The organism is Streptomyces sp. NPDC101776, assembly GCF_044766845.1.
Classification (GTDB): domain Bacteria; phylum Actinomycetota; class Actinomycetes; order Streptomycetales; family Streptomycetaceae; genus Streptomyces.
In genome coordinates this window covers 195,303-219,712 of sequence record NZ_JBIWMV010000017.1, presented here as the reverse complement: position 1 = coordinate 219,712, position 24,410 = coordinate 195,303, and the positions used below count along the sequence as shown (strand labels likewise).

At 70.6% G+C, this 24,410-nt stretch carries 23 protein-coding genes and 1 pseudogene; 11 read left to right on the top strand and 13 right to left on the bottom strand.

Annotated elements, in window-relative coordinates:
• Positions 1–32 precede the first annotated feature (32 nt).
• The 4 genes from ACIRRY_RS38475 to ACIRRY_RS38460 form a co-directional block, all read right to left on the bottom strand.
• Positions 33–686, bottom strand: a complete 654-nt coding sequence (locus tag ACIRRY_RS38475) for a response regulator (RefSeq protein WP_403982478.1) — start codon at positions 684–686, stop codon at positions 33–35.
• A gap of 4 nt (positions 687–690) precedes the next feature.
• On the bottom strand, positions 691–2,178 hold the full coding sequence (locus tag ACIRRY_RS38470) for a sensor histidine kinase (RefSeq protein ID WP_403982475.1): 1,488 nt from the start codon (positions 2,176–2,178) through the stop codon (positions 691–693).
• A gap of 85 nt (positions 2,179–2,263) precedes the next feature.
• Complete coding sequence (locus tag ACIRRY_RS38465) at positions 2,264–3,463, bottom strand: hypothetical protein (RefSeq protein WP_403982473.1); 1,200 nt, start codon at positions 3,461–3,463, stop codon at positions 2,264–2,266.
• Between the two features lie 331 nt (positions 3,464–3,794).
• On the bottom strand, positions 3,795–4,946 hold the full coding sequence (locus ACIRRY_RS38460) for a serine hydrolase domain-containing protein (protein ID WP_403982471.1): 1,152 nt from the start codon (positions 4,944–4,946) through the stop codon (positions 3,795–3,797).
• A 55-nt stretch (positions 4,947–5,001) separates the two neighbouring features.
• Between ACIRRY_RS38460 and ACIRRY_RS38455 the strand changes: the two genes are divergently transcribed.
• On the top strand, positions 5,002–5,370 hold the full coding sequence (locus ACIRRY_RS38455) for a MerR family transcriptional regulator (protein ID WP_403982469.1): 369 nt from the start codon (positions 5,002–5,004) through the stop codon (positions 5,368–5,370).
• Between the two features lie 238 nt (positions 5,371–5,608).
• On the opposite strand, the gene ACIRRY_RS38450 is transcribed toward ACIRRY_RS38455, so the two are convergent.
• From ACIRRY_RS38450 to ACIRRY_RS38440, 3 genes are all read right to left on the bottom strand, one after another.
• On the bottom strand, positions 5,609–7,201 hold the full coding sequence (locus tag ACIRRY_RS38450) for a peptidoglycan-binding protein (RefSeq protein ID WP_403982467.1): 1,593 nt from the start codon (positions 7,199–7,201) through the stop codon (positions 5,609–5,611).
• Positions 7,202–7,966: 765 nt separating this feature from the next.
• Complete coding sequence (locus ACIRRY_RS38445; protein WP_403982465.1) at positions 7,967–8,746, bottom strand: hypothetical protein; 780 nt, start codon at positions 8,744–8,746, stop codon at positions 7,967–7,969.
• Between the two features lie 116 nt (positions 8,747–8,862).
• Positions 8,863–9,699: a helix-turn-helix domain-containing protein gene (locus ACIRRY_RS38440; RefSeq protein WP_403982463.1), complete on the bottom strand. Its 837-nt coding sequence runs from the start codon at positions 9,697–9,699 to the stop codon at positions 8,863–8,865.
• A 112-nt stretch (positions 9,700–9,811) separates the two neighbouring features.
• Here ACIRRY_RS38440 and ACIRRY_RS38435 point away from each other — a divergent pair, with 112 nt between their 5' ends.
• Complete coding sequence (locus ACIRRY_RS38435; protein WP_403982461.1) at positions 9,812–10,405, top strand: NADPH-dependent FMN reductase; 594 nt, start codon at positions 9,812–9,814, stop codon at positions 10,403–10,405.
• A gap of 72 nt (positions 10,406–10,477) precedes the next feature.
• On the opposite strand, the gene ACIRRY_RS38430 is transcribed toward ACIRRY_RS38435, so the two are convergent.
• Positions 10,478–12,772 carry an FUSC family protein gene (locus ACIRRY_RS38430; RefSeq protein ID WP_403982459.1) on the bottom strand — a complete coding sequence of 765 codons (2,295 nt, stop codon included), beginning with the start codon at positions 12,770–12,772 and terminating at the stop codon, positions 10,478–10,480.
• A 274-nt stretch (positions 12,773–13,046) separates the two neighbouring features.
• Here ACIRRY_RS38430 and ACIRRY_RS38425 point away from each other — a divergent pair, with 274 nt between their 5' ends.
• The 3 genes from ACIRRY_RS38425 (at position 13,047) to ACIRRY_RS38415 (ending at position 14,066) form a co-directional block, all read left to right on the top strand.
• Positions 13,047–13,229, top strand: a complete 183-nt coding sequence (locus tag ACIRRY_RS38425; RefSeq protein ID WP_403982457.1) for a hypothetical protein — start codon at positions 13,047–13,049, stop codon at positions 13,227–13,229.
• Positions 13,230–13,324: 95 nt separating this feature from the next.
• A complete protein-coding gene (locus ACIRRY_RS38420) occupies positions 13,325–13,867 on the top strand; it encodes a sigma-70 family RNA polymerase sigma factor (protein WP_403982455.1) in 543 nt (180 codons plus the stop codon).
• Positions 13,854–14,066, top strand: coding sequence for a hypothetical protein (locus ACIRRY_RS38415; protein ID WP_403982452.1), 213 nt, complete (start codon positions 13,854–13,856; stop codon positions 14,064–14,066). Before ACIRRY_RS38420 ends, ACIRRY_RS38415 begins: the two co-directional genes overlap by 14 nt.
• Positions 14,067–14,399: 333 nt before the next feature.
• Here the strand turns inward: ACIRRY_RS38415 and ACIRRY_RS38410 are convergent, their stop codons facing one another.
• Entirely contained in the window at positions 14,400–14,849 is a 450-nt protein-coding gene (locus ACIRRY_RS38410) for an ankyrin repeat domain-containing protein (RefSeq protein ID WP_403982450.1), read from the bottom strand.
• Positions 14,850–14,938: 89 nt separating this feature from the next.
• Between ACIRRY_RS38410 and ACIRRY_RS38405 the strand changes: the two genes are divergently transcribed.
• On the top strand, positions 14,939–15,901 hold the full coding sequence (locus ACIRRY_RS38405; RefSeq protein WP_403982448.1) for a nitronate monooxygenase: 963 nt from the start codon (positions 14,939–14,941) through the stop codon (positions 15,899–15,901).
• A gap of 105 nt (positions 15,902–16,006) precedes the next feature.
• A complete protein-coding gene (locus tag ACIRRY_RS38400; RefSeq protein ID WP_403982446.1) occupies positions 16,007–16,813 on the top strand; it encodes a class I SAM-dependent methyltransferase in 807 nt (268 codons plus the stop codon).
• Here the strand turns inward: ACIRRY_RS38400 and ACIRRY_RS38395 are convergent.
• The 4 genes and pseudogenes from ACIRRY_RS38395 to ACIRRY_RS38380 form a co-directional block, all read right to left on the bottom strand.
• Positions 16,806–17,841: pseudogene (locus ACIRRY_RS38395) on the bottom strand (hypothetical protein). The gene ACIRRY_RS38400 and the pseudogene ACIRRY_RS38395 sit on opposite strands and share 8 nt — an antisense overlap.
• Positions 17,842–17,906: 65 nt before the next feature.
• A complete protein-coding gene (locus tag ACIRRY_RS38390; protein ID WP_403982444.1) occupies positions 17,907–18,569 on the bottom strand; it encodes a class I SAM-dependent methyltransferase in 663 nt (220 codons plus the stop codon).
• Positions 18,566–19,183: a TOPRIM nucleotidyl transferase/hydrolase domain-containing protein gene (locus ACIRRY_RS38385; protein WP_403982442.1), complete on the bottom strand. Its 618-nt coding sequence runs from the start codon at positions 19,181–19,183 to the stop codon at positions 18,566–18,568. The genes ACIRRY_RS38390 and ACIRRY_RS38385 overlap by 4 nt, the downstream gene beginning before the upstream one ends.
• A 61-nt stretch (positions 19,184–19,244) precedes the next feature.
• Positions 19,245–19,751: a cupin domain-containing protein gene (locus ACIRRY_RS38380; RefSeq protein WP_403982440.1), complete on the bottom strand. Its 507-nt coding sequence runs from the start codon at positions 19,749–19,751 to the stop codon at positions 19,245–19,247.
• 152 nt (positions 19,752–19,903) lie between these two features.
• Here ACIRRY_RS38380 and ACIRRY_RS38375 point away from each other — a divergent pair, with 152 nt between their 5' ends.
• From ACIRRY_RS38375 to ACIRRY_RS38360, 4 genes are all read left to right on the top strand, one after another.
• Positions 19,904–20,356: an RrF2 family transcriptional regulator gene (locus tag ACIRRY_RS38375; RefSeq protein ID WP_403982438.1), complete on the top strand. Its 453-nt coding sequence runs from the start codon at positions 19,904–19,906 to the stop codon at positions 20,354–20,356.
• The gene (locus ACIRRY_RS38370) at positions 20,353–21,282 is read left to right on the top strand and encodes a DsbA family protein (RefSeq protein WP_403982436.1); all 930 of its coding nucleotides are present in this window, start codon (positions 20,353–20,355) and stop codon (positions 21,280–21,282) included. The genes ACIRRY_RS38375 and ACIRRY_RS38370 overlap by 4 nt, the downstream gene beginning before the upstream one ends.
• A gap of 486 nt (positions 21,283–21,768) precedes the next feature.
• The gene (locus ACIRRY_RS38365) at positions 21,769–23,331 is read left to right on the top strand and encodes an ABC transporter substrate-binding protein (RefSeq protein ID WP_403982434.1); all 1,563 of its coding nucleotides are present in this window, start codon (positions 21,769–21,771) and stop codon (positions 23,329–23,331) included.
• Between the two features lie 47 nt (positions 23,332–23,378).
• Complete coding sequence (locus tag ACIRRY_RS38360; RefSeq protein WP_403982432.1) at positions 23,379–24,410, top strand: ABC transporter permease; 1,032 nt, start codon at positions 23,379–23,381, stop codon at positions 24,408–24,410.

The window sequence follows — 24,410 nt, the reverse complement described above, 5'->3', positions numbered from 1 at the left end:
GAGGCCGAGGGGCGAGGATCGACGGACAAGGTTCAACGGTCGGTGAGCAGTTGGGCGTCGTGTGCGAGGACGGCGGCCTGTACGCGGTTGGCGCAGCCGGTGCGGGTGAGGATCCGGCTGATGTGGGCCTTGACCGTGCCGGCGCTCAGATACAGCTGATCGGCGATCTCCGTGTTGGACAGGCCCGTGGCGAGCAGACGCAGGACATCCCGTTCGGCCGGGGTCAGTTCATCGGTCCTGCGACGAGCGGCCTCGGTGTCCCGGCCGGACCGTACGTGCCGTTCCAGCAGTTGGCGGGTGATCGTGGGGGCCAGGACCGGTTCGCCCTGCGCGGCGAGTCGGACGGCGTGGATCAGCTGGGCGGGACCGGTGTCCTTGAGGAGGAATCCGCTCGCCCCGGCCCGCAGGGCACGCGTCACGCTCGCTTCCTCGCCGAACGCTGTCAGCATCACGACACAGGTACGGGGCGAGAGCCGGGCGATGTCCTCGGCCGCCGCGATTCCGTCCCTGATCGGCATCTGGATGTCGAGGAGGGCGACGTCGATGTCCTGGGTACGGCATGCCGCGGCGGCTTCCTGACCGTTGCCCGCCTCGGCGACCACCTCGATGTCGTCGGCGTTCTCCAGGATCAGCCGGATTCCCGCACGCATCAGCGCCTCGTCGTCGGCGATCAGGACTCGGATCATCGGCTCATCTTAGGGCTGCCGTTGTCAGCAGTACTACGAGGAAGCCGGCCGTCGGCAGGATCACGAGCAGCGCCACGCAGCCGGATCCCAGGACGCGCGGCCAGGTCAGGATCTCGTCCGACAGCGGGGCACGGGCCCCTTCCCCTCCGGTGCCGCCGGAGGGAGAGCGGGCCGTCGTGCGCGAGGAGGTGAAGTCCCCTTCGAACGCGGCGAGTTCAAGAGGTTTCCCGTGAGTGGGCAGCCAAGCCGCCATGCGGAAACCGCCGTTGGTCAAGGCGCCCGCCTCGAACGTTCCGCCGAGCAGCGAGATCCGTTCCTGGCAGCCGGCCAGCCCGCTGCGGCTTCCGCCCTGCGAGGGGGCCGCCGTGCGCGGTGCCTCGTTGGTGACGGACACCTCGATCCCCTGGGCGGTGCCCTTGACCTCCACCTTGGTGCGCGCGCCGGACGCATGTTTCAGCACGTTCGTCAATCCTTCGCGGATCAGCCGGTGGATCGCGTGCCGCGTCCGGAGGTCCACCTCGACCGTGTCGGGAACGGACCAGTCCAGCTCGACGGTGCTGCCTGTCTGCCGGGATTCCGTCACCAGAGCGGTGATGTCCGCACGCGTTCCCCGCTCGTCCCCGGTACTGCCCGGCAGAGCCGCAGTGTCCACATGCCGCAGGACACCGAGGATGTCGCGAAGTTCACCCATGGCCGTACCGGCGGTCGTGCGCAGCAGCTCGGCCTGTTGGACGAGGGCGGGTGCCTGGCGCGCGGTGGCGAGTTCCAGCGCTCCCGCGTGCACGGAGATCAGGCTCAGCCGATGGCCCAGGAGATCGTGCATCTCCCCCGCGATCCGGTTCCGTTCCTGCGTTCGGGCAGCCGCGGCGGTCAGCGCGCGGGTCCGTTCCAGATAGGCGTTGCGTTCCCGAAGCAGGCTGACCAGAGGCCGCCGCCGCCCCAACAGGGTTCCGGCCAGGGTGGGGAGCAGCACCAGCAGTACGGCGGAGACCGCGTTGCCCGCAAGTTCCACCGGCAGGGCATCGGAGCGGACCAGCGCATGGACGACGGTCAGCACACCGACGGCGGCGCAGGCAGCCCCAACGGCCCGCCACGCACGCCGGGTTGGTGCGATACGACGGGTGGCGGACAGCACGACCAGCGGCACCACCGCCGCCGTCCACACGTTGGCCCCCACGAGCAGCAGAGAAGCGCCCACAACCGCCGCGATCGGCCTGCCGCGTCGAGCGGGGACGACCAGCGCCGCCCACACCCCCTCCAGCACCGCCGGCACCGGCCGTTCCGGGTGCGCTGCCAGCAGCGGCAACAGGCAGCAGGCAGCCGCCAAGGCACAGAGCAGCGCCTCGACGACGACCGTACGGCGCTCGGCGGCACGCACCGCCGCCCAGCTCTCGGCCACCTCGCGGCGCACCCACCCGGGCACACCGGTCAGGATGTGTCCCAGCCGTGCGAACGGGCCCAACGACGGTTTCTCCTCGGCCACTTGACTCATGATCGCCCCTGCCCCGCCACTGATGATCTCCCAGGAGGCACGGTAGCCGCGACAGTGCCGATCGCCGCACGGCGGCCCCCGGTTGTCATGCGCCCAGCCGGGAACTCAGCTCTGCCCGCAACGCGGCCACGTCCACCTGACCGGCGGTCAGCAGCGCTGAGACCGCGCCACCGGCCCCGGCGTCCGTATCCGTCGCCGATCCGTCGAGCAGCGCGGCCAGCAGGTGGACCGTACCGACCGTGGGCGAACCGTGCTCGGCCGCGGACAGTCGCGCGACCGCCATGAGCCGGTCGGCGGCGGCGGACAGCCGCACGCGGTCACCGTCGGGAGCGGCCTCGGGCGGGACTGCCGCCGAGGCCGCAGTGAGCAGGGAAGTCTGTCCTGCGCCATGTCGACGCAACAGGGCAGCAGCGGAGTTGGCGTCCGAAAGGCTATCGGGAAGCGAGCGCCCGACAACGGACAGCGCCCGTTCCAGGGCCAGTATCCCCAACAGAAGATCCACCGGCTCCGCCGCCGCACGCCCGCACCGTACGGCCTGTCGCACGGCCTCGACGTTCACCGCGAACAGTACCGGTGAGCCGTTCACGGCAGCCCCGGAGGTCCACGAAGTCAGCGCGCGCGTAAGGCGGTTTCCGCTCCTGCCCAGGGTTCCGGCCCGGCGAAGAAGGGTGACGCCGCGGGATTCCGCGCTCTTGACCTCCGCCGGGGTGCTCGTGTCCAGGCCGGCGAGCGCGGTCGACGCGGCGGCCGCGTCCAGCCTCCGCAGCAGCAGAGCTTCCCGTGCCCTGCTGTCCGGCAGGTCCAGCAGGGCACGGGCCACATGCCGGCAGCGCACCGAGATCGTCCCCTCGGCGCGGGCCGACGCGAGCGCGAGCAGCAGGCACGCGCGCATGGCTCCAGTCATCCCAGGCAGCACCGGGCGGCTCTGCGCATCGAATGCGCGCGAGCCGAGACCGAAGCGCCACCGGGCTTCACGCCAAGCGGCATCGACCTCCGCCGCGTCGTCTTCCGCGACCGGCGCCGTATGCGCCTCGTCGTCGCTGACCCAACCGCGGCCCGCGCGGCCGGAGATCACCCCGCTGAGCGCACCGGCCTTCCGCATCCCCGGGGCGATCGCCGCACCGGCGTCCGTCTCCCCCATCACGAGCGCGCCCAGCAGGGTGTCCGTCCCCACGACCGGCACCTCGCTCCTGACCGCACGACGCAGCGTCACCACGAGCAGGTCCATGACGTCCGGCTCGAACTCCGTGGTCGCTCCGACCAAGGCCGTGGCGCCGACGTGCACTTCGGTCGTCCCTCGCTGGTCCATCGGGCATTCCCCTCGATCACGGTGGCTGGTCCGAACGACGCTAGACGCGCCCTCCACGACACCGCGTCGGCCGACCGGCCACACTCACGGTCCGATCGGCGGACCGCGCCACGGAACAGCGGCGAGTACCCCGTCGTACGACGACCGTCCGTTTCCCGTGTCGCCAACTCCGGCCCTCGGTCGGCTCGTTGACCGACGCAGACGCGCCGTCGTCGTCCACCCGGACAGACACGTCGAAGGGCGTACGGCTGTTCCTGCGCCGCCCTTGGCCGCTAGCGCCCAAGCGAAGAAGGACAGGGGGCAGCCGTCAGGACGGCGTGTCGATTGCGAGGGCCTTGTAGACGGCGGTGACGTAGGCGGCGGCTCGTGGGGAGCCCAGGATGTCGGGCCCCATCGAGTTCATGACGTAGCTGATCGTCATGCGCCGGTCGAGGTCCATGATGGCCATGGAGCCTCCCCAGCCGCCCCAGAACACGACGCGTCCGTCGGGGATCCAGGGCAGGGTGCGCCGGTCGGGCAGTGCGTATCCGATGCCCCACCTGAGGTGCAGGCCGTTGACGAGATCCGAGCCGCGGAACTGCTCGTCGAAGATGAGCTTGACGGTGTCGGGTCGCAGGAGTCTGCCGTGGGCGGTGGCGCCTTCGCGGGAGATGGTCGCAAGGATGTCGGCCACGGACAGGGCGTTGCCGTGTCCGTTGGCCGCGCCCAGGTCCGCGGCGCGCCAGGCCGGGGAGTTGGCCGCCGACGCACGGAAGCCGGGGCCGGTGAAGGTCTTGTACGCGACGGTGTCGTGGTCGAGCAGCGACGGGTCGAAGTCGAGGGCGGGAGGAATGATGTCGGCGACCCGCTCAAGGTCTGCTTCCTCCACCCCGATCCGGAAATCGGCACCGAGTGGCTCGGCGATGTGCCGGCGCACGAAGTCGCGCAGCGACAGACCGGTCAGGCGGTGCACCAACTCCCCTACGAGATGGCCGTAGTTGAGGACGTGGTAGCCGGCGGCCGAGCCCGGCCGCCACCAGGGCGCCTGGGAAGCCATCCGTGCCGCCGCCTCGCGCACGTCGTACAGATCCTCGAGCCGGGCCGGGTGGTCCAAGCCGGACACTCCGGAGGTGTGGGACAGCAGGTGCCGCACCTCGACGTCCTGTTTGCCGTTCGCGGCGAACTCGGGCCAGTAGCGCGCCACCGGGGCGTGTACGTCCAACTCGCCCGCGTCGACGAGCAGCAGAGCGGCGAGGCTGGTCACGGTCTTGGTGATCGACCACACGTTGGTGATCGTGTCGCGCCGCCAGGGCCGCGTGCGGGCCGTGTCCCGGTGGCCGCCCCACAGGTCCACCACCTTTTCGCCGTCCAGGTCGACGAGGAGGGACAGGCCCACCTCGGCACCGCTGCGCAACTGCTGGAGGACGGCGTGGCGGACGGGCTCGAAGGGCGCGCCGACGGTTCCGTTGAGTTCGGTCATGTCTCCAGCCTCGAACCTTGACGCCGGTGTCAAGGTCAAGGGGTAATCTGCGGTCATGCGTATCGGCGAGCTGGCCGCACGGGCGGGCGCCACTCCGCGGCAGGTGCGGTTCTACGAGGCGAAGGGCCTGATCGCCTCGACGCGCGAGGCCAACAACTACCGGGACTACAGCCCGACGACGCTGGGCCGCGTCCAGCAGATCCGCGAGTTGCTGGGAGCCGGCCTGTCGACGGACGTGATCGGCGCGATCCTGCCCTGCATGGAGTCTCCCCGTGACCCGATCGTCTTCGCCGGCGTCCTGCCCGAAACGGTGACGGCACTGGCAGCCGAACGCGACCGGCTGACCGAGCGCATCGCGGTCCTCACCCGCAACCGTGACGCCGTCGGCGACTACCTCGCGGCGCTCCAAGAGCGGGCAGTCTGATCCACGAGCGGCATCTACGGCATCCGAGCGTCTCCTCCGGATGATCACGGGCACGCACCGACCGATCCCGGAAAGTCGACCATCCACCTGACCGCCCTTGGCTCAGCACTGTGGTGGTGCGCACCGGCGCCTTCACGTCGGCCGTGTGTGCGCTCGGCACCGGCGAGCGAGTGCGGGACGAAGTCGAACCCTCGTGGTCACCCCGCCCCGCACACTCGCCGCCGGAGGTGCTCGGCGGTCAGCTGCCGACGAGCATCTGCCAGGTCTGCGGCCCCACTTGGCCGTCCACGCCCAGACCGTGCGCGGACTGGAAAGCCCGGGCGGCACTTTCCGTGCCGGAGCCGAAACCGCCGTCGACAGTGAGGCCGTAGCCGAACTTGTTCAGCTCTACCTGGGCGGCCCGGACGGCGTCACCGCTGGAACCCGACTGAACCTGGACGATCAGCGCCGACCAGGTCTGCGGACCTATCTGACCGTCCACACCGAGGCCGTGCGCGGACTGGAAGCTCTTGGTCGCGGCGAGGGTCGCCGGCCCGAACTGGCCGTCGGCGGTGATCGACGCACCGTCGTAGCGCAGCAGATACTGCGCGGCCAGCACGTTGTTCCCGGTGTCGCCGTCGATGACATTCGGCCAGGGCGGCGCTACGGTGCCACCGCCCGTGGCACCGGTCCCGGTACCCACGAGCATCTGCCAGGTCTGCGGTCCCACCTGGCCGTCCACGCCCAGACCGTGCGCGGACTGGAAAGCCCGGGCGGCACTTTCCGTGCCGGAGCCGAAACCGCCGTCGACAGTGAGGCCGTAGCCGAACCGGTTGAGCTCCACCTGGGCGGCCCGGACGGCATCGCCGCTGGAGCCGGACTGAACCTGGACGATCAGCGCCGACCAGGTCTGCGGACCTATCTGACCGTCCACGCCCAGACCGTGCGCGGACTGGAAGCTCTTCGTCGCGGCGAGCGTGCCCGCCCCGAACTGGCCGTCGGCGGTGATCGACGCACCGTGATAGCGCAGCAGATACTGCGCCGCCTGCACGCTGGGCCCCGTCATGCCGTCGGTGATGTTCGGCCAGGACGGCAGGATGACGCCGGTACCGCCGCCGCCCGTGCCGCCCCACTGCCCGTAGTCGGCGGCCATCGCCTGGTCGAGGTCCGCGTCGTGCCCGGCGACCGAGATGCCGTTCTGGACCTGCCGCAACTGCGCGCGGCTGTCCCAGCTCCCGCTGGACCACGCGTACGTCTGCCAGCCCCAGGTTATTTTCCCGCTGTCGAAGAGTTCCTTGATCACGTGGTAGCCGCCGTACGCACCGGTCCGGGACCGGCCGATCACCGAGGCGATGCCGTCGAAGTAGGAGTTGAGCGCGGAATACATCGAGGACTGGAGGTCGAAGTCGACGCTGAAGTAGATCGGCCGCGACGACGGCATCCCGTTGGCCAGTGCTTGCCGCTGCGCCTCAGTGGCATGCCCGGCCCCCTGGGCGTAGGGGTCGGCGGGGACGCCGCTCTGCCAGTCCTGCAGCCCGTCGGACTCCCAGTTGGAGACGATGCCCAGATCCGCGGCGGTCAGTGCCTGAGCCTCGGACAGGGTGAGGACCTTCGGGTTCGGCAGCCAGCTGAGATAACGGCACACGAAGCCGTAGCCCGCCCCGGCGACCGAACCGGCGGTGAGCGACGCGTCGGAGTAGTCGATCCCGTAACCGGTCGCCGCGGACACCGCGGACGACGCGGAGGCCGACTGGGCGAATCCGATACCGGCCGCGGTCGCGACCGCGGCGCCGCCAGCGAGTGTCAGCAGCCTGCGTCGAGACAATCGATGGCTGGGGTCAAACAGGTTCATGACACGTTCCAATCCTTGACGTCCGGTGGCGGTAATCAACGCGGGAGCCGCTGGGCGACGCGGCATTCGAGTCCTGCCGGAGCCGCCTGTCCAGCGCGTGGGCGGTGCCGGTCGAAAGCAGCGCTGCAGGTGATCTTTGGACCCCGGTCGGGCCCGCGTCCACAGCGAGTCGGGATCTGATGGGATCGCGGGACGACACCCGCACTGACCTGCCGGGATCCACTTCAGCGTGACGGTTGAGCGGGACGGCTTCAGCGCGACTGCGGGGGCGTAGGTGTGGCTTACTGACGCGACGTCACGCTCTGCGTCGGGTCGAGCGGCCGGCGGACGGAACACGCGTCGACCACCGCACGGATGTCGTCATCCGCGGAACTGTTCATCAGCCGTCGAAATCCCCCGTGCTGTACGGGGTCCATCTCCGGTTCCGGTGCCTGCGCCGAGGTCCTCAGGGCCGAAGCCGCGGCCGCCCCGACCCAGGGTTCCCAACTGCGCTCCGATCGGCGGCAGTTGACACTCACCCTACGACGACCAGTACTTCAACGGCGCGAGCAGACCGGACGTCGATCACCTCATACCGCCCGCCACCTCGTACCGCCCGCCAGGACCGGGGACTCCAAGCAGACGGTGTTGCGGTAGACGCATCAACTCCGTCCGGCATCGGTGCGGCGCAGACCGGGCAGGGCGCGGCCACCATCCACCTCGTCGTCATCCCGCCGACGACGAGGTGGATGTGCCGTGGACAGAGAGGCCTCTGACCCCCGTCGGCTACTTCAGATCGAGCGTGTCCCCGGTCGACGCCTTGAGTGAGGTCGTCGTGGTACCCGCGAAGTACCAGCGCCAGCTGCCCGCCGAGGTGACGGTCACCTTGGTGGTCAGTTGCCCGGTGTTGCCCGTCGTCACGGTCTTGACCGTGCTGTAGTGGGCGGCGCCCTTCTTCCGGAACTGGAGCTTGACCTGCTGGCCGGGGAATCCGTGGTACTTCCGGTCCTCCCAGTTGGCCCGCGACAGCTTGCCGGTGACGGTCACCTCGGCGTTCTTGGCGACCTTCTCGGGCGCGATCACCGTGGTGAGCTGGGCGGCCCGCTTGACCTTGTACTCGGCGATGTGGTCGGAGATCCAGTAGTCGCCGTCGTTCGCCTTGACGGTGGCGTTGATCTGCCAGACGCCGGCGACCTTGTTGGTGTCGATGTCGTCGCTGTCGGCGATCCAGGCGGGGTCGATGGTCAGCGTGGCCCGGCACACCGAGGTCGTCGTGCTCTTTTTCGTGCAGGACGAGTCATCGTTCCAGGTCGCGAAGGTGTAGGCGCTCGTCTTGTTGAAGGTGCTGACGTCCGTGAGCCCCTTCACCCCCGAGTTGTCCTTGACGGTGATGTCGACCGGGTAGCGGATGGTCTTCGCCGTGCCCACGATGACGTTGCCGCCGCCGTTGACGACGGTCTTCACCACCCGGACGTCACCCCGCCCCTCCGCGTGTGCCCCGGTCGCCGTCACCAGCACCAGGGCCGCGGCCCCACCGGCCGCGGCCCAGGCCGTTCTGCCTCTCATGATCCTCCCCTTGTCGTGTGCGTGCCAGGAGAGGCTATGTGATCAGGGACTTTCCGACATCCTCCGCTTTTCGAGGCGTCGGCCCGCCACTGGAAAGCCCGTCAGGAGAAGGCTCGTCAGGAGATGACCCGCAACCGGCCATGGGAGCTGCGGCGGAGTTGGCCGAGGGCCTCGGCCGTGCTGTCGTCCGCAGGCAGGAGGACGGTCAACTGCTGTGCGTCCGAGGCGAGTTCGAGGGTCTCGCGGAGCAGTCGGAGTTCGCACCCGGACGGGTGGCTGAGGCGGAGCACCCCGCGTCGGGGAACCACATGCCGGTTCAGGCGACGCGTGAAGTCGGGTCCCGCGGCACCGGCGAGTTCCGTGGTGAACCACTCGGAGTTGCCCACGGACGGTGCGAGCCACAGGTCGAAGGCCTGCTCGTCCGCGACATCGTCCCAGTCCATGAAGAACATCCGCGCGCGGGGGTCGGTGAAGACGTAGCGCGTGAGGTTCGGTGGATCGGCGTCGAGCAGTCCGGTGCCGCGCGTCACCGACTCGTAGCCACCGGTGTGGGCGAGGACGTCGCCCAGCCGGTTGGTGACCAGGGCGATGCCCGGTTCGAGCAGACGGAGCGTCTCCAGGACGGTGGGGCGGACCTCGCGGCGCGGTGGCTCGGGTCGCGTGTGGGCGGAGCACTCGCCGCCGGTGATCTTCGTGAGGTAGCGCAGGTGGTCGCGCTCCGACGCGTTGAGAGTGAGCGCGTCGGCGAGCGCGTTCACCACCGCCACCGAGGGATTGCGGTCACGGCCCTGTTCGATGCGCGTCAGGTATTCGACGCTGATGCCGGCCCGCGCGGCGAGATCCGAGCGCCGCAGGCCGGGTGACCGGCGGCGGCCGTGATCGGGCAGCCCCAATGTCTGCGGCTGAATGCTGTCTCGCGCGGTCCGGATGAAATCCCCCAACGGCGAACCCATGGCGTGAGCTTACGGCGTCGCCCGCTTCCGGCGGAGTGCTCAGCGTGGCCCTGCGGGGGCCAGCCTGAGCACGGTCTGGCTGGGGGCGCGGTGCCGTCCGATCGTGGTGGGCATGGAGAACAGACCTCAGCTGGTGATCATCGTCGGAAGCGTGCGTGAAGGACGGTTCGGCCCCGTCGTGGCCTCGTGGGTCGCCCAACAGGCCGATCTGCACGGTGACTTCGATGTGGAAGTCGTCGATCTGGCCGATATCGACATCCCGTTGGCACTGCCCGCGGCATCACCGAAGCTCGCTCGCGACGACTACCCCCGCCCGGCCGGGATGGCGGCGCTGACGTCGGCCCTGACGAACGCCGACGCCTTCATCGTGGTCACGCCGGAGTACAACCACAGCTATCCCGCGTCGTTGAAGGCGGCCATCGACTGGCACTTCACCCAGTGGGCGGCCAAGCCCGTCGCCTTCGTCAGCTACGGCGGTGCGGCCGGTGGCCGACACGCGGCCCTGCACCTGGAGAACGTGCTGACCGAACTGCACGCCGTGCCGATCCGCGACGGCCTCGTCTTCCCGAACTACTTCACGGCGTGGGAGGACGGCCGTCCGCTCGATCCCGAGTCCGCCGCGAACGCCCGCACCGCGCTCGACCGGCTGGCCTGGTGGGCGGGCGCGCTCCGGTCGGCGCGCGACGCCGTTCCCTTCCCCGCGTGAACACGGCGCCCCTGCGACCGGCGGCAGCCCTGCGACCGAGTGCCCTTCCCGTACCCTCAACCGCTCGCGTGCTCAGGCGAGTTCGGTCGGTTTCGCCGCCGCTGCCAGGCCGGGTTGGAGGCGGCGGGCCACGTTGAGGTGGTCGGCGGTCCAGATGATGCGGACGGCGGTCGCCGTGGCGTGTCCGTCGTCGCCACGCAGGTCACGGCGCAGGGAGTGGACCAGACGTGCCTCCTCCCCGGCGTCACGTGACAGCGGATCGGGGACGGCGGTGTGCCGGCCGAGGCCCTCGGCCAGGTCGCGGTACCAGTCGGCCACCCGGACGGCGTTCTCGAGCAGGGTGAGCCGGGCCTCGGAACGGTCGGGTTCCATCCGTTCCTCGCCGCCGTTGCGCTGCCACAGTTCCAGTACCGCGTCCGAGGCGAGGCGCAGTCCTACGATCCCGGTGACCAGCGTGGTCATGTCGGACAGCCGTACCGGCTTGGCGCCGCGTTCGGCGAGGTAGCTGCGGAAGGCGTCGTCGAGCCGGCGGGACGCGGCGGCCGCCTGTCGGCCGGCCTCCAGCGGGGCATCGGTCGGAATGCAGCCGATGCTGCAACGGCTGGCCGCGTACTCCACCGTGTCGGCCAGGTAGCGGGCACTTTCGGTGTACGCCGCCGCCAGCGCCCGGTCGACGGCCGCGGCGGCGCCACGCGGCCAGAAGAACAGGCCCACCAGGACGCTCACCCCGCAGCCGAGGGCGATGTCCTCGATCCGCAGCAGCACGATGTGCCAGTCGGGGTCCTGGCCGATGTTGAACAGGATGACGAGCGTGACGGTGAAGGCCGCCTGGCCCGCGGCGAACGAGATGGCGGCGGGCGCGATGCCGGCGATCAGCACGGCGACCGGGAGCAGGAACCAGAGCACGGTGCTGTGGTGCCCGATGAGCTGGAGCAGTCCGGTCCCGATGAGTGAACCGGCGAGGGTGCCGCCCAGCGCCCGGAGCGCGTTCTGCCCGGTGTTGAGCGCGTTGGAACGCAGCACCGACAGGGTTCCCAGCAGCACCCAGAACGAGTGCTGGACGCTGGTCGCGTTCGCCAGGGCCACCGCGATGCCGAGGCCGAGCGCACCCCGGAGGCTGTTGTGCAGCCACACCGAGCGCGGCTCCAGATGGGCGGCGGCGCGCTCCACGGCGGAGGCCAGCGGCTGCGTCAGCGCGCCGGGTTCCGTGCCCAGCAACCGCTCCGGCCAGCTGCGGCGCTCGGCAGCGGCGGCCAGGTCGACGTTGCCGGCGATCTGAAGGGTGGCGTACCCCAGTTCCTGGGCGCGGAACGACAGGTCGAGGATCTCGATGAAGGCGCGGACCTCCGACTCCGTGCCCGGCGTCGGCCGGTGCACGGGCAGCCGGTGGGTGGCGCGGAGTTCCATGCCGTCCATGGCCGTACGCAGGTCGTCGAGGGCGGCGCGGAGGGCGTCGGGCGCGCCGCGCGGGGCGTCGAGGATGTCGGCCGCCGCGTCCAGGGCCGTAGCGGCTGCTCGTCGTACGGCGTGGGCGTCGGCGTCGCAGGCCGCGGGGTCCTCTTTCGGCGGGCCGCTGTCGGCCACGATGGCGCTGAGCCAGGTGAGTTCGTCGACGAGGCGGACCAGTGCGCGGGAGCCGGCGGAGAGACCTGTGGGCCGGTAGAGCGTGGCGTCGAAGGCGGTGCGCAGGTCCGCCGCCGCGGCGGCGGCCTGACCGGCGGTGACCTCGCACTGCCGGGTGGTGGCCGCGTCCGGTCCGCCGGCCAGCCACGAGGCGTCTGTACGCAGTTGTTCGGCTGCCGCGCGGCAGACCCGGGCGGCGGGTGCGCTGAGCGGGTCCGCGGCGGGCCGGGGCCACAGCAAGGAGATCGCGAGCATGGCGGCCGCCGCTGCGAGGCCCGCTCCGGCGAGCCGGTCGGGCAACTGCGACAACGGTGCGGGCGAGGTCGCCGGGAGGATGAAGGCCAGCAGCAGCGCGGTGGTCGCGCCCGCGAGGACGGAGCTGACCACACCGGAGAAGAGCACCAGGAAGCCCACCAGGACCATGACGGTGACCGCGAGCCACGTCGTCCGGGCCACCAGCGTGCCGAGGCAGATGAGCACCACCCAGGCCACGGCCAGCCCCACGTGCGCCCGCAGACGCTGCACCATCGGGCCGGTGAACTCCACCAGCAGGAGCATCGCGAACGCACCGAACGCCGCGTAGGTCGCCATCGTCGGGGAGTGCAGCACCTGGCTGCACAGGGCGAACAGCGCGGGCATCACCAGCGCGGTGCGCGCGGCCCGGCGGGTCGCCACGAGTCCCGGATCGTGGTCCCGCAACCAGGTGGGGATCCACCCGGCCAGGACGCGCCAAGGTGTTCGCATGCGCCCGCGCACCTCCTGTCGGCACAGCACCCACGTGCCCCGCCGATCACGAGTATCCGCCATTCGCGGTGCGGGCACACGGCACCGTCGTACCGGGCCGGGACCGGTCGCCGTGACCGGGCCGCGGCGGCCCGGTCACGGTTCGATGACGAAGGGCCGCGGAGTGTGCGCCACGTCGGGGTCCGGGGCGTGGGGGTGGTGGAACGGCGGTCGGGCTCGCCCCGACGGGTCAGGCCCTCGGACCTGCTCTCCCCTACGAACGTGAGGATGGACCATGCAGCACCGCACGTTGGGATTCGCCGCTGTCGGCGTCGCCGCCGCGGGCCTGTGCGCAGTGTTCGCCACGACGGCGCTCGCCTCGTCCAACCACGGAACCGCGCCGCAGGCCGTCGAGCACGCGCGGACCGTGGCCGAGGAGGCCGCGAAACCGAAGCCGACACGCTGGTCGGCCAGTTGAAGGCGCAGGGCAAGGCCACCGCCGCGCAACTGGCGTGGCTGGCGTTGTCTCCCGCCGAGAAGAGCGTGCAGGCTGCACCGGTGGGCCCGAACTGAGTGGAGCGTGACAGTGGCGGTGCCCGAGGCCAGCAGGCCGGTGTGACGGACTTCGAGGAGTTCTACCAGTCGGCGTACGCGCGACTGGTCGGTCAGCTGTTCTCGGTCACCGGCAGTCTCGAACAGGCCGAGGACGTCGTACAGGAGGCGTTCATCCGGGCCCTGGACCGCTGGCCCCGCATCCAGGCCTACGACGTGCCCGAGTTGTGGGTACGCCGGGTGGCGATCAACCTCGCGGTCAGCGAGATCCGCCGGTTGCGCCGACGTGCGGCGGCTCGGCTGCGCCTGGGTGCCCAGCGCCCGCCGTCCCACCTCACGCCGCAGACGGTCGAGGTCGCCGAGATGCTGCGCAGGGTGCCGGTGAACCAGCGCCCTGTGCTGTTGCTGCACGACGTACTGGATCTGCCGATCGAGCAGGTCGCCGAGCAACTGGGCCTGCCGGTGAGCACCGTGCGCGGCAGACCCTCCCGAGCCCGCGCGAACATGGCCCGCCACTTCGCCGCCGATCCGGAAGGAGCTCTGTCCCACCATGCCCGACCCTGAACGCGGTCTACGACAACTCGTCGACGAGGGCACCCGCTCCGCCCGCCGCCCGCCCCTCGCGGACCTACGGCGTCGCGCCCGGCGCCGCCGCACCTTCCGCGAGGTCGCGACGGTCACGGCCGTGGCCGCCGCGGTGTTGGCCGCCTTCCCCCTGGTCGCCTGGAAACGCTCCGGAACCACCGCGCCCGGCCCGAGGTGACGGGCCCCGCGAGCCCGCTGCTCGCCTCACCGTCCGAGACCGTCCCGGGCGGCACGATCACTCTCACCGGCACGGGCTGCGCACCCGGCAAGGCGGTCACTCTCGGGATCCGCTGGGAGCGCGGCGCGAAGTTGAACCCCTCGATGGAGGAACAGAAGCAGTTCCCGGGACAACCACAGCCAACCGCCTCGGCTCCCGGTACGTACGAGCCGCCCTCGGCCGACGCACTCGCCACCGGCTCCTTCGGGACCAGGGTCAAGATCCCGGCCGACCTCACGGTCAACAAGCCGACGCCTTGGGCCAGTTGCGGAACTCCCGCGCCGTCCCGCCCACTCACCCGGTACGTGTCGATCGTCGTCCGCAGCCCGTACCAGCACCCGCCGCGGCGAGAAAGGCGGCCGTCTCGGGATGGGAACCGTTGTCCGCCCAGTCCAAGGGCGACCAGCCGGTGCCGTGGTCTTCCCGTACGTTCGGATCGGCGCCGTGGGCCAACAGCTCGCGCACCGTGTCGGTGTGCCCCCAACAGGCCGCCGCGCACAACGGCGTTCCCTCCGCTCCGGTTCCGCTGCTCTCGGTGGCCGGGGAGGCGCCGGCCGCCAGGAGCAGGCCCGTGATCGCGGCCTCTCCGTTCACCGCGGCCGCGTAGAGAGGTGTGGTGCCCTCGCTGTCGGCTCGCTCAGGGTCGGCTCCGGACCGCAGTACCGCGGTCACAACAGCGGTGTCACCGCCCTGAATTGCTCCGAAGAGACGCCTGGAGAGCTTCTTCTGCCGCCGCCGGTTCATGGGCCGAGACTAGGGTGGGGGCGCGGGCGGAGCCACTCATATCCGCAGCACCCCAACTCCCCTTGCGGCAAAGGGCGATGATGGTCGCCATGGCATTGTCGACGGCGTTCACGAAGTTGTTCGGTGTGCGGCACCCGATCGCGTTGGCGCCGATGGGTGGATCGGCCGGTGGTGCGCTGACCGCGGCCGTCTCGCGTGGTGGTGGGCTGGGGCTGCTGGGCAGCGGCAACGGTGAACGCGGTTGGCTGGCCCGCGAGTTGGCGATCGTCGCCGAGAACACGACGGAGCCGTGGGGAATCGGTTTCCTCAGCTGGCAGATCGATGTGGACGCGGTCGAGCACGCGTTGGAACACAACCCCGCTGCGGTAATGCTGTCGTTCGGGGACCCGAGCCCGTTCGCCGAACGGATCCACCAAGCCGGTACGACATTGATCATTCAGGTCACCGATCTGGAGGAGGCGAGGCGGGCGGTGGACCTGGGCGCCGACGTCATCGTGGCCCAGGGATCCGAGAGCGGCGGTCACGGAGCCCGGTACGGCCGCTCCACGCTGCCGTTCGTGCCGGTCGTCGTGGATCTGGCGGCGCCCGTGCCCGTACTGGCCGCCGGCGGTATCGCCGACGGCCGTGGTGTGGCCGCCGCTCTCGCCCTCGGGGCGGCCGGAGCGCTCATCGGGACCCGTTTCCAGGCCACGACCGAAGCTCTGATCACCGCCTCGACCGCCGCGGCCATCGTGGAGGGACACGGCGGAGACACCGAGCGGAACAGGATTCTCGACCTCGCCCGGGGCTCCCGCTGGCCGTCGAAGTACACCGCCCGGACTCTCGGCCACCCCTTCCTCGACGCATGGCGCGGCCGTGAGACCGAACTCGCCACCGATCCCCACGCGAGACAGGACTACCAACTCGCCCTGTCCCAGGGCGACATACCGCCGCTGCCGGTGTGGGCCGGCGAAGCCGTCGACCTCATCGATGATCTACCGTCCGCAGCGGATCTCGTCGCCGACCTCGCCGCACAGGCGGACGTCGCGCTAGCCCGCGCCGGAAAGGGATGAGCCGAAGCGTTTCGCCGGATTTCGCGGCGGTTCCCGGATTCCGCCGATGGCGATAGCCCCGCACACATGGTTTCCGGTGTCGCGGGTGCCCGGCAGAGTGAGGCCATGACAGTGGGATTCAGTGGCGCTGTGGCCGAGTACTACGCGGAGTTCCGCCGGGGTTACCCTCCTCCGGTCTTCGACGCCCTGGCGGAAGCCTTCGGACTCTCACGGGCCGATGCCGTGCTCGACCTGGGGTGTGGCACCGGCCAGCTCACGCTCCCCTTCGCCTCCCGGGTTCGTTCGGTGGTCGGGGTGGATCCGGAGCCGGACATGCTGCGGCTGGCCCGGCACGCGGCCCGGGCCCAGGGCATTCGGAACGTGACTTGGATGCTGGGCGCCGACACCGATCTCCCGGCGCTGCGCGGGCTGTTGGGAGAGCGGTCGGTGGCACTGACGGTCATCGGGCAGGCGCTCCACTGGATGCGGCACGACGAGCTCTTCCGCGCTGTCGTACCGCTGTTGCGTCCGGGCGGAGGCATCGCCGTGATCTCCAACGGAACTCCCTTGTGGCAGCAGGACAGTTCATGGTCCCGGGCCCTGCGTGGATGTCTCGAAGAGTGGCTCGGGACGACACTGACGGCGACCTGTGGCACGAGCGGTCATGACCGGCTGAGGTACGCGGAGGCGCTGCGGGCCGCGGGCTTCGACGGTGTGCGGGAGCTGGTCGTCGAATACCGTGACGAGCTGAGCTTCGACCAACTCTTCGGCGGGGTCTGCTCGGCCATGCCCGTCGATCGCTTGCCCGGTCCGGACGACCGACCCGCCTTCGCTGAACGTATCCGCCAAGCGCTCCCGGCGGACGAGGCGTTCGCTGAGGAGGTGCGGGTGACCACGCTCGTCGGACAGGTCGGGGATGGCCGGTTCACGTGACGGTGACCCGCATCCCGCCCGCGGCAAGAACATCAAGAGTCTCGGCGATCAGGTCGTACGGCCGACCGTCCGAGGTCAGGAGGTGGGACAGGTACTCGTGCGCGGTCGCGGCGTTCCGCCAGCGCAGGGTCGCCGGGGCGGAGTAGCCGAAGGTGCCGCTCAGGCAGTCGTCGAGGGCCGCCGAAATAGCCGCCCGGACCGTTCACCGCCTCGCCGAGGGCGAGGTAGAGGCCCGGGACGTCGGTGATGTGCCGGCCGTCGAGTTCGTAGACGTGGCCTGCGGGGCGGTCACGGCGGGCGCGTCGGCATCCTCGCTCCCGGACGAGTGCGAGCCAGACCTCACGGCCACGGGTGTCGAGGCCGGCCCAGGCATCCGGACTGTTCGGCGGCCCGGCGAGCCAGCGCTCCCAGATCGGCCTGGCGTGTGCGGGAACGGGGTCGAAGAACTCCCCGTCGAGTTCGAGGTCGATGAGATCCGGCCCGTAGGAGGACGGGCGCCAGGCGCTGACGGTGGTCCAGAGGAGTCGATCGGTGAGCAACTCGCCCTGCTCGTCCCGTAGTTCCAGGGCTGCTTCCTCCAGGTTCAGTGACCGCCGGGTGCCCTTCGCGAGGGCGGCCCGCAGTCGGTCACCCGGGGCAAGTCCCCGCAGGACGAGTGGGGGCGCCACCCGAGCCGCCGGCAGAATGCGGGCGAACTCCCGGCAGGAGCCCAGCCATTGGTGCCCGTCGTGCACTCGAACGCGGCCTCGGTGCCCCTCCGGCGGACCTTCGTAGTCGCCCAGGCCCGTGAGGACGAGGCTGCCCCTCCCCCGGAGTTGGCCCGCCGCGCTCTCCACGTCCTCCAGCAGCCAGGGGCCGAGCGACGCGTCGTCCGGCACCAGCCACACCCTGCTGCCGACCCGGTCCCCCGCCTCAACTGCCTCTGAAACCCAGCCGAACAGCTCGTAGGTCCCACGCCGAGGTTCCCCGAAGAGCCCGTCCACGGCGTCGCACACGCCCCAGACCCGGCCGTGCTCCGTGTCCGTCAGCGCGTACCGTCCCGGCCCGCTACCGCACTCTGACGCCGCGCCCTCGTGCGCGGTGTGAGCCGCGTTCACGCCGCGCCGGGTTTCCGGGCGAGGATCTGGATCCCCGTCGCCTCATGGCCGTTCATCGTGGGCACGGTGATGGTTCGGGTATCGACGGCTTCGAAACCGCCGAGCAGGGTGGTGAGCCAGTCACGGGAATGGTGTCGGCAGACGGCGCCGTCGCCGGTCTCGAACACGCCGTAGCGGCCGGAGTTGTCGCGGAGGGCTGCGCAGCGGTCGTAGCGGCGGCGGTTGCGGTCGTCGTCCTGGAGGACAAGGTCGCTGATGTAGAGGACTCCGCCGGGTTTGAGGAGGCGGTTGAGCTCGGTGATCAGACGACGTTGGGCGTCGTCGGCGGGGATGCAGGTGAGCACGGCGAAGAGCAGTACCGCGTCGTAGGCGGCGGGCGGGGAGGGCAGCGCGGGTGGTGTGTCCAGGGTGGCGAAGTGCAGGGCGGGGTACAGGTGTTGGGCCCGTTCGATCATTGCCGGTGAGGTGTCGACGCCCGTCAGGTTGCCGAAGCCGTGCTGTTCGAGTTCCTTCATGACGCGGCCGTAACCGCAGCCGTGGTCGAGAATCGCCGCGTGCCTGCTGATCCCGTCCAGCCAGGGCGGATGGAGTGGATGGGTGAACGTCTTCGTCGCCGCGACGGTGTCCCAGTACGGAGCCTGGCGCCCGTCGGTGGTCACAGGCTCGCGAGCAGACCGTCGAGCGGCGCCGGAACCCGCGCCGGGTCGAGGGCCTCGGTGAGGACGCGGCCGTAGCGGATCTTGCGCCCCTTCTTCGTGCCGAGGAAGCGTCTGAACTGCTGTTGCGGGGCGCGGCCTTGCTGGGCGGGCTGGCGCAGGAAGGTCTTCAGGGCGCGCGACTCGCCTTCCGCGTCGACGAGTTCCTCGACCCGGGGCACGCCCAACGTGCGGATGAGTTCGTCCTCCAGGTCCGCCGCGCAGACGAAGAAGCTGTCCTGTGTCGCACCGACATGTTCGAAACCCCGGGCGTAGTAGGCGCGTTCCCTCTCGTCGCAGAGGCCCGTAAGGCGGAGGCCCAGGCCGGGTGCGCCGAGGAGTCTGGCGTAGTGGCCGACGCTCATCGCGCCGCCGATCGACAGGACGCAGACCCCCTCGGCGGCCAGGTTCCGGCCTCGGCGCTCCGCCAGCGCGTCAACTGCCGCCACGTCGCTGGGGCCTTCGAGCAGGACGGCCGTCCGGACGGGCAGACGCGCGGCCAATTCGTGCGCGGAGTCACCGGGGCCACCCGTCGCCCACGCGGTGACCGCGTCGCGGAACGCCGCCATGTCTGTCATGGCACGAGTCTCAGCCCGTTCCGCCCGCACCGCGAGCGAATTTCCGCAGTACCCGCACCCGTCAGTGCTCCTCGGCCCCCAGCACGTACAGCCCCGGAAGGTTCACCACGATCGCCTCCTGTGTGCTGCGCGCGATCACCACCACGGCCTCGTCGGCGGCGTCCGGGTTCTCCTCGCGGTGGGGCACGAACGGCGGGACGAAGATGTAGTCGCCGGGCGAGGTGCGCAGGCGTACTTCCTCCGGTTGTGCGCCCGTGTCGTCGAGGAAGACGAACTCGGGGTGTCCGCTCACCACGTAGATGGCGGTCTCGGACTCGCCGTGGTGGTGGTCGGAGGAGGAGGTGGAGGGCGCCACGTGGGTCTGGCCCATCCACAGTTTGTCGGAGCCGACCGTCCTGCCGCTCACCGCGGCGAACCTGCGCATGCCGCCGCTCTGCGCCGTGTCACCGTCGAGGGCTTCGGCGCGGATGTGGTGCAGGCGACTGCGCAGGGAGGATGTCGACTGCCCTGCGGCGTCGTGGAGATGGGGGTGGAAACCTTCGCCGGGGGTTGTCAACGGCTCGCTCATGGTTGGGGACGCTAGAGCCGCTCCGAAAAGGATGTCAAGAGGTGTCCATTGTCCTTCACCTGCGGCAATGTTCCCGCAATGTACGAGGGGAGCATGCGGGGAGAAGCGCCGGAAGCGCTCCCGACCCGGGCCGCGTCGGGCATTATGTGCGTATGCATATCTCCGCGAAGGCGGACTACGCCACGCGGGCCCTGTTGGAGCTCGCCTGCGAACCTGCCCGTCCGCTCACGTGCGAGGCGATCGCCTCCTCGCAGCAGATCCCGTTCCGGTTCCTGAAGTCCGTGGTGGGCGAGTTGCGCCGAGCCGGTCTGGTGCGCAGCCAGCGTGGCTGCGAGGGCGGCTACTGGCTCGGCCGGCCCGCCCACGAGATCACGCTCCTCGATGTCGCCCGCGCTGTGGACGGTGAGTTGATCACCCTGCGCGGCGAACCGCTGGCCGGGCTCGACTACCCCGGTCCGGCGGGCGGTCTGCCCGGGGTGTGGCGCCAGATCGAGGCGGACGCCGCCGCCGTCCTGGGCGGCACGACCCTGGCCACGCTGCTGCCCGCCACGACCGACGAACACCACGCGGCGGACGAGCAGTTGAGCCGCCGGGGAGCCGCATGACGGCCCCGGACCGGCACACCGCCCGACTCCTCGAAGTCGTCGAGTACACCGACCCCCTGTGTCCCTGGGCCTGGGGATCCGAGCCCGTGTTCCGCAGGCTGCGCGCGGTCCTCGCGGACCGCGTCCACTGGCGTCGCGTGTACTGCATCCTCTTCGACCACGACGACGACCCCGCGCCCGACTCCGCAGCCGAGACCGCCTGGTACGCGCGCTACGTCCAGGACATCAGCGCCCACACGCACGCACCGCGAGCACGTCACCTCAGCCGTGTGGCCGCGAGTTCCTGGCCGGCCTCCCTGGTCGCCAAGGCGGCCGAGGCCCAGGGCACGGAGGTCGCCGACCGGGTGCTACGGCGGCTGCGGGAGAGCGTGTTCGTGCTCGGGGAGCCCGCGGACACCCCCGGGTCGGCCCTGTCCGCGGTGTCCGGCGTGCCCGGCCTCGATGCCGGCAGGCTCGCGGCCGACGCGGCGTCGGCCGACGTACTGGAGCGGGTGCGAGCCGACCGTGCCGAGGCGCGCAGGCCGATCGCGGAGGTGCTGTCGGTGCGCGCCGGCACCTCGCCCCATCCGGGCACCGCCAAGGAGACCCCGGACGGCCAACACCGGTACGCGCTGCCGACGTTGCTCCTGCGCACCGCCACCGAGCACCGTGTCGTACCCGGCTGGCGGCCGTACGAGGAGTACGTCTCCGCCGTCATCGAACTCAGCCCCGCACTGCTGCCCGCGCACAGGACTCCGACCCCGGCGGACGCGCTCGCGCGGTACCGGACCCTGACCGATCCGGAGCGCGCGCTGCTGACCGACGGGGGCTCGTGGCCTCCGGCGGGCGCCGTCCGGGTCGACACCGGCAACGGGCCGCTGTGGCTGCACCCGGAGGAGGCCGCGGCGCGTCCCGCCGTGCCCCCCGCTCCTTCCTCCGGGCCCTGACAGGGCTCTGATCAGCGGTCAGAGACCGTCCCGCCCAATGAGACACCAATTGGTGTCCATTGACAGTCCCGGACGGCTGGCCCCAGGATGTGCAGCATGCTCACGACGCACCCCGGTGTGGTGTGCCGCTACGTGGACCTGCGGCGCACCTGTAGCGCTCTCTGTCGCTGACCCGCCGCCCCCGGCCCACAGGCGCCTGACCCCGCTCCCGTAGGCATCGGCGCCCCACCGCCTCGCCGACCGGCGCCCGTCTTCCCGCGCCGCTCCCTTCGCGCTTCGTCGCCGTCTCTCCGCCTCCGTATCCCGGTTCTCCCCCGTGCTCCGCCGACGCCTCATGTCCTGGGCGCGGCATGCCTCCGTGCGCCTCGAAGCCGCATCGGCATGTCTCCCGTCCCGGTCAGCGGTGTCCGGCCCCTCGGGTCAGCCGCCCTCGCTCTCCTTCCGCTGCCCCGGCGCGGCCGGGAGCCCTCGAAGAAAGAAATCAAGATGTCCGGACGACTCACGCCTCGCAGACCCCGGTCGGCCCTCCGCTCCGGCCGGCTGCGCGCCGCCGCCCTGGGGACCGCCCTCGCCACCGTGCTCGTCCCCGCCCTCAGCGCCTGCGGCGGCGACGCCTCGACGGCCGGCGGCAGCGCCACGCTGAAGTGGGCCTCCTCCTACTTCCCCACCCACTGGGACCCGGTCGTCAGCGGCAGTGGCGCCCAGTTCCGCGAACTCGCCCTGGTCTACGCCTCGTTGACCCGCACGGACGCGACCGGCAAGGCCGTGCCCGACCTGGCCAAGAGCTGGGAGTACAACGCCAAGGGCGACCAGATCACCTTCCACCTGCGCTCCGGACTCAAGTTCAGCGACGGTACTCCGGTCGACGCGACCGCAGTGAAGGCCGCGATCGTCCGCGCCCAGAAGCAGAAGAACTCCGCGCTCTTCGGCGACCTCACCTCCATCAAGTCGGTGGACGCCAACGGGCTCGACGCGGTGCTCCACCTCAGCCAGGTCGACTACCAGATCCCCCAGCTCCTCGGCGAGCGCGTGCTCCAGATAGCCAGCCCCAAGGCGGCCGCGTCCCCGACCAAGCTGGACCAGAGCCCGGTCGGCGCGGGTCCGTTCATCGTCACGCAGCTCGTCCCGGGCACCAAGGTCCTCCTGAAGAAGAACCCGGACTACTGGGACGCCAAGGACATCCACATCGACAACGTGGAGCTGACCTCGGCCCCCGACGCGGCGACGGTCGTCTCCGGACTCCAGACCGGCGTCTACAACTTCGCCGACATCGCGCCCAGTCAGGCCGAGGCCGCGAAGAAGGCCGGCCTCGACGTCTTCGTCCAGCCCGGCTTCAACGCCGCCAACCTGAGCCTGAACGTCAACAAGGCGCCGTTCAACAACGCCAAGGTCGTGGACGCGGTCCGCTACGCGATCAACCGCCAGGAGTTCGTGGACAAGCTGACCTTCGGCTACGGCTCGGCGACCAACCAGCCCTTCCCCAAGGGCTATGTGGCCTACGACCCGCAGTCCGCGAACGACTACGCCTACGACCCGGCCAAGTCGAAGCAGCTGCTGTCCGAGGCCGGTTACAAGTCGGGCCAGATCAAGCTGAACCTCGTCATCCCGGCCGAGGATCCCCAAGCGGAGATCGTCCAGGCGCAGTTGGCGAAGGTCGGCATCACCGTCACCATCAAGGTCGACAAGAACTGGGCCACGCCGTTCTTCGCCAAGGACCTGACGTTCTCCCTGTACGGGACCACGGGGCGTGACTCCGCGGCGCAGACGCTGACCGCGCACTTCGGTCCGAACGGCCCGCTCAACCTCAGCTCGCCGTACGAGCCTTCGGGCTTCGAGGCGGCCATCGCCAAGGTCCGCCAGACCCCGCTGGACTCGCCCGACTACACGACGGTCCTCCAGGCGGCGACCCGGGCCGGCCTGCAGAGCAAGGCACTGGTCTTCACCTACTCCTCGCCCAACCTCATCGCCAAGAGCAAGTCCATCTCCGCCCTGCCCAAGAACCCGGCCCACATCGACTGGACCGGCGTGACCATCTCCGGCAGCAACTGACACTCCGTCAACTTCCAGACAGAGTCACTACAGAGAGGGGGCAAGCCATGACGACGACGGAGGCACCGGCCACATCACCCGACGTCCGTCATCGGGGCGCCACGACCGGGGCGCGGCGCACGCTGGGCCGCGTCCTGGTCACCCTCGCCCGGTCGATCGCGATCTTCGTGCCCGTGTTCCTGGTCGCGACGTTCGTGACGTTCGCGCTGCGGTCACTGAGCGGGCTCAGCCCGGCGCGGATCCAGCTGGGCGAGGAAGCAACTCCCGAAGCGGTAGCCAGAGTCGAAGCACAGTGGGGCCTCAACCGGCCCTTCCTCGTGCAGTACGTGGACTGGCTGGGCGGCGTCCTGCACGGACAGCTCGGCACCAGTTGGACCAACGGCGCGGACATCTCCACCCTCATCGGCCTCGGCCTGGGCGTGAGTCTGTCGGTGGCCTTCTTCGCGCTGCTCATCGGCGTGGTCGCGGGCTTCGGTCTCGGCACACTCGCCGCGCTGCGCCGCACGACGTGGATCGACCGCGCGATCACGGGCTTCGTCACGGTGATCTCGGTGATGCCGGCCTTCGTCGTCGGCATCGTGCTGGTCGCGGTGTTCGCGGTGGGACTGCATGTGTTCCCGTCCGCCGGATACATCCCGGCGGCGCAGGGGTTCGGTCCCTGGCTCGCCCATATCACCCTGCCCGCCGTCGCGTTGAGCTTCGACGTCGTCGCCGACGTCGCCCGCCAACTGCGCTCCAGCCTCATCGCCGCCTATCGCGAGAACTACGTGACGGGCGCGGTGGTACGGGGACTGAGTCCACGGCGGATCTTCTTCGGGCATGTGCTGCGCAACGGCCTCGGCCCGGCGCTCGCCACGCTCGGTCTGAAGTTCCCGACTCTGGTCGGCGCCTCCGTCGTCACCGAGTGGATCTTCGGGCTCCAGGGCTTCGGCCGCTTCGCGAACGACTCCGCGCAGGCCGGTGACGTACCGGCCGTGCAGGGAGTCCTCGTGGTGTCGATCGTCCTGGTCGTCGTCTTCAACCTGATCGTCAACCTGGTGCTGGCACGCGTGACGCCGGCCTCGCAGCGGGGGGTGTGA

Coding starts and splice junctions, on each gene's coding strand:
- ACIRRY_RS38475 (WP_403982478.1), bottom strand. CDS start 686: ATGATCCGAGTCCTGATCGCCGACGACGAGGCGCTGATGCGTGCGGGA.
- ACIRRY_RS38470 (WP_403982475.1), bottom strand. CDS start 2,178: ATGAGTCAAGTGGCCGAGGAGAAACCGTCGTTGGGCCCGTTCGCACGG.
- ACIRRY_RS38460 (WP_403982471.1), bottom strand. CDS start 4,946: ATGACCGAACTCAACGGAACCGTCGGCGCGCCCTTCGAGCCCGTCCGC.
- ACIRRY_RS38455 (WP_403982469.1), top strand. CDS start 5,002: ATGCGTATCGGCGAGCTGGCCGCACGGGCGGGCGCCACTCCGCGGCAG.
- ACIRRY_RS38450 (WP_403982467.1), bottom strand. CDS start 7,201: ATGAACCTGTTTGACCCCAGCCATCGATTGTCTCGACGCAGGCTGCTG.
- ACIRRY_RS38445 (WP_403982465.1), bottom strand. CDS start 8,746: ATGAGAGGCAGAACGGCCTGGGCCGCGGCCGGTGGGGCCGCGGCCCTG.
- ACIRRY_RS38440 (WP_403982463.1), bottom strand. CDS start 9,699: ATGGGTTCGCCGTTGGGGGATTTCATCCGGACCGCGCGAGACAGCATT.
- ACIRRY_RS38435 (WP_403982461.1), top strand. CDS start 9,812: ATGGAGAACAGACCTCAGCTGGTGATCATCGTCGGAAGCGTGCGTGAA.
- ACIRRY_RS38430 (WP_403982459.1), bottom strand. CDS start 12,772: ATGCGAACACCTTGGCGCGTCCTGGCCGGGTGGATCCCCACCTGGTTG.
- ACIRRY_RS38425 (WP_403982457.1), top strand. CDS start 13,047: ATGCAGCACCGCACGTTGGGATTCGCCGCTGTCGGCGTCGCCGCCGCG.
- ACIRRY_RS38415 (WP_403982452.1), top strand. CDS start 13,854: ATGCCCGACCCTGAACGCGGTCTACGACAACTCGTCGACGAGGGCACC.
- ACIRRY_RS38410 (WP_403982450.1), bottom strand. CDS start 14,849: ATGAACCGGCGGCGGCAGAAGAAGCTCTCCAGGCGTCTCTTCGGAGCA.
- ACIRRY_RS38405 (WP_403982448.1), top strand. CDS start 14,939: ATGGCATTGTCGACGGCGTTCACGAAGTTGTTCGGTGTGCGGCACCCG.
- ACIRRY_RS38400 (WP_403982446.1), top strand. CDS start 16,007: ATGACAGTGGGATTCAGTGGCGCTGTGGCCGAGTACTACGCGGAGTTC.
- ACIRRY_RS38385 (WP_403982442.1), bottom strand. CDS start 19,183: ATGACAGACATGGCGGCGTTCCGCGACGCGGTCACCGCGTGGGCGACG.
- ACIRRY_RS38380 (WP_403982440.1), bottom strand. CDS start 19,751: ATGAGCGAGCCGTTGACAACCCCCGGCGAAGGTTTCCACCCCCATCTC.
- ACIRRY_RS38375 (WP_403982438.1), top strand. CDS start 19,904: ATGCATATCTCCGCGAAGGCGGACTACGCCACGCGGGCCCTGTTGGAG.
- ACIRRY_RS38370 (WP_403982436.1), top strand. CDS start 20,353: ATGACGGCCCCGGACCGGCACACCGCCCGACTCCTCGAAGTCGTCGAG.
- ACIRRY_RS38365 (WP_403982434.1), top strand. CDS start 21,769: ATGTCCGGACGACTCACGCCTCGCAGACCCCGGTCGGCCCTCCGCTCC.
- ACIRRY_RS38360 (WP_403982432.1), top strand. CDS start 23,379: ATGACGACGACGGAGGCACCGGCCACATCACCCGACGTCCGTCATCGG.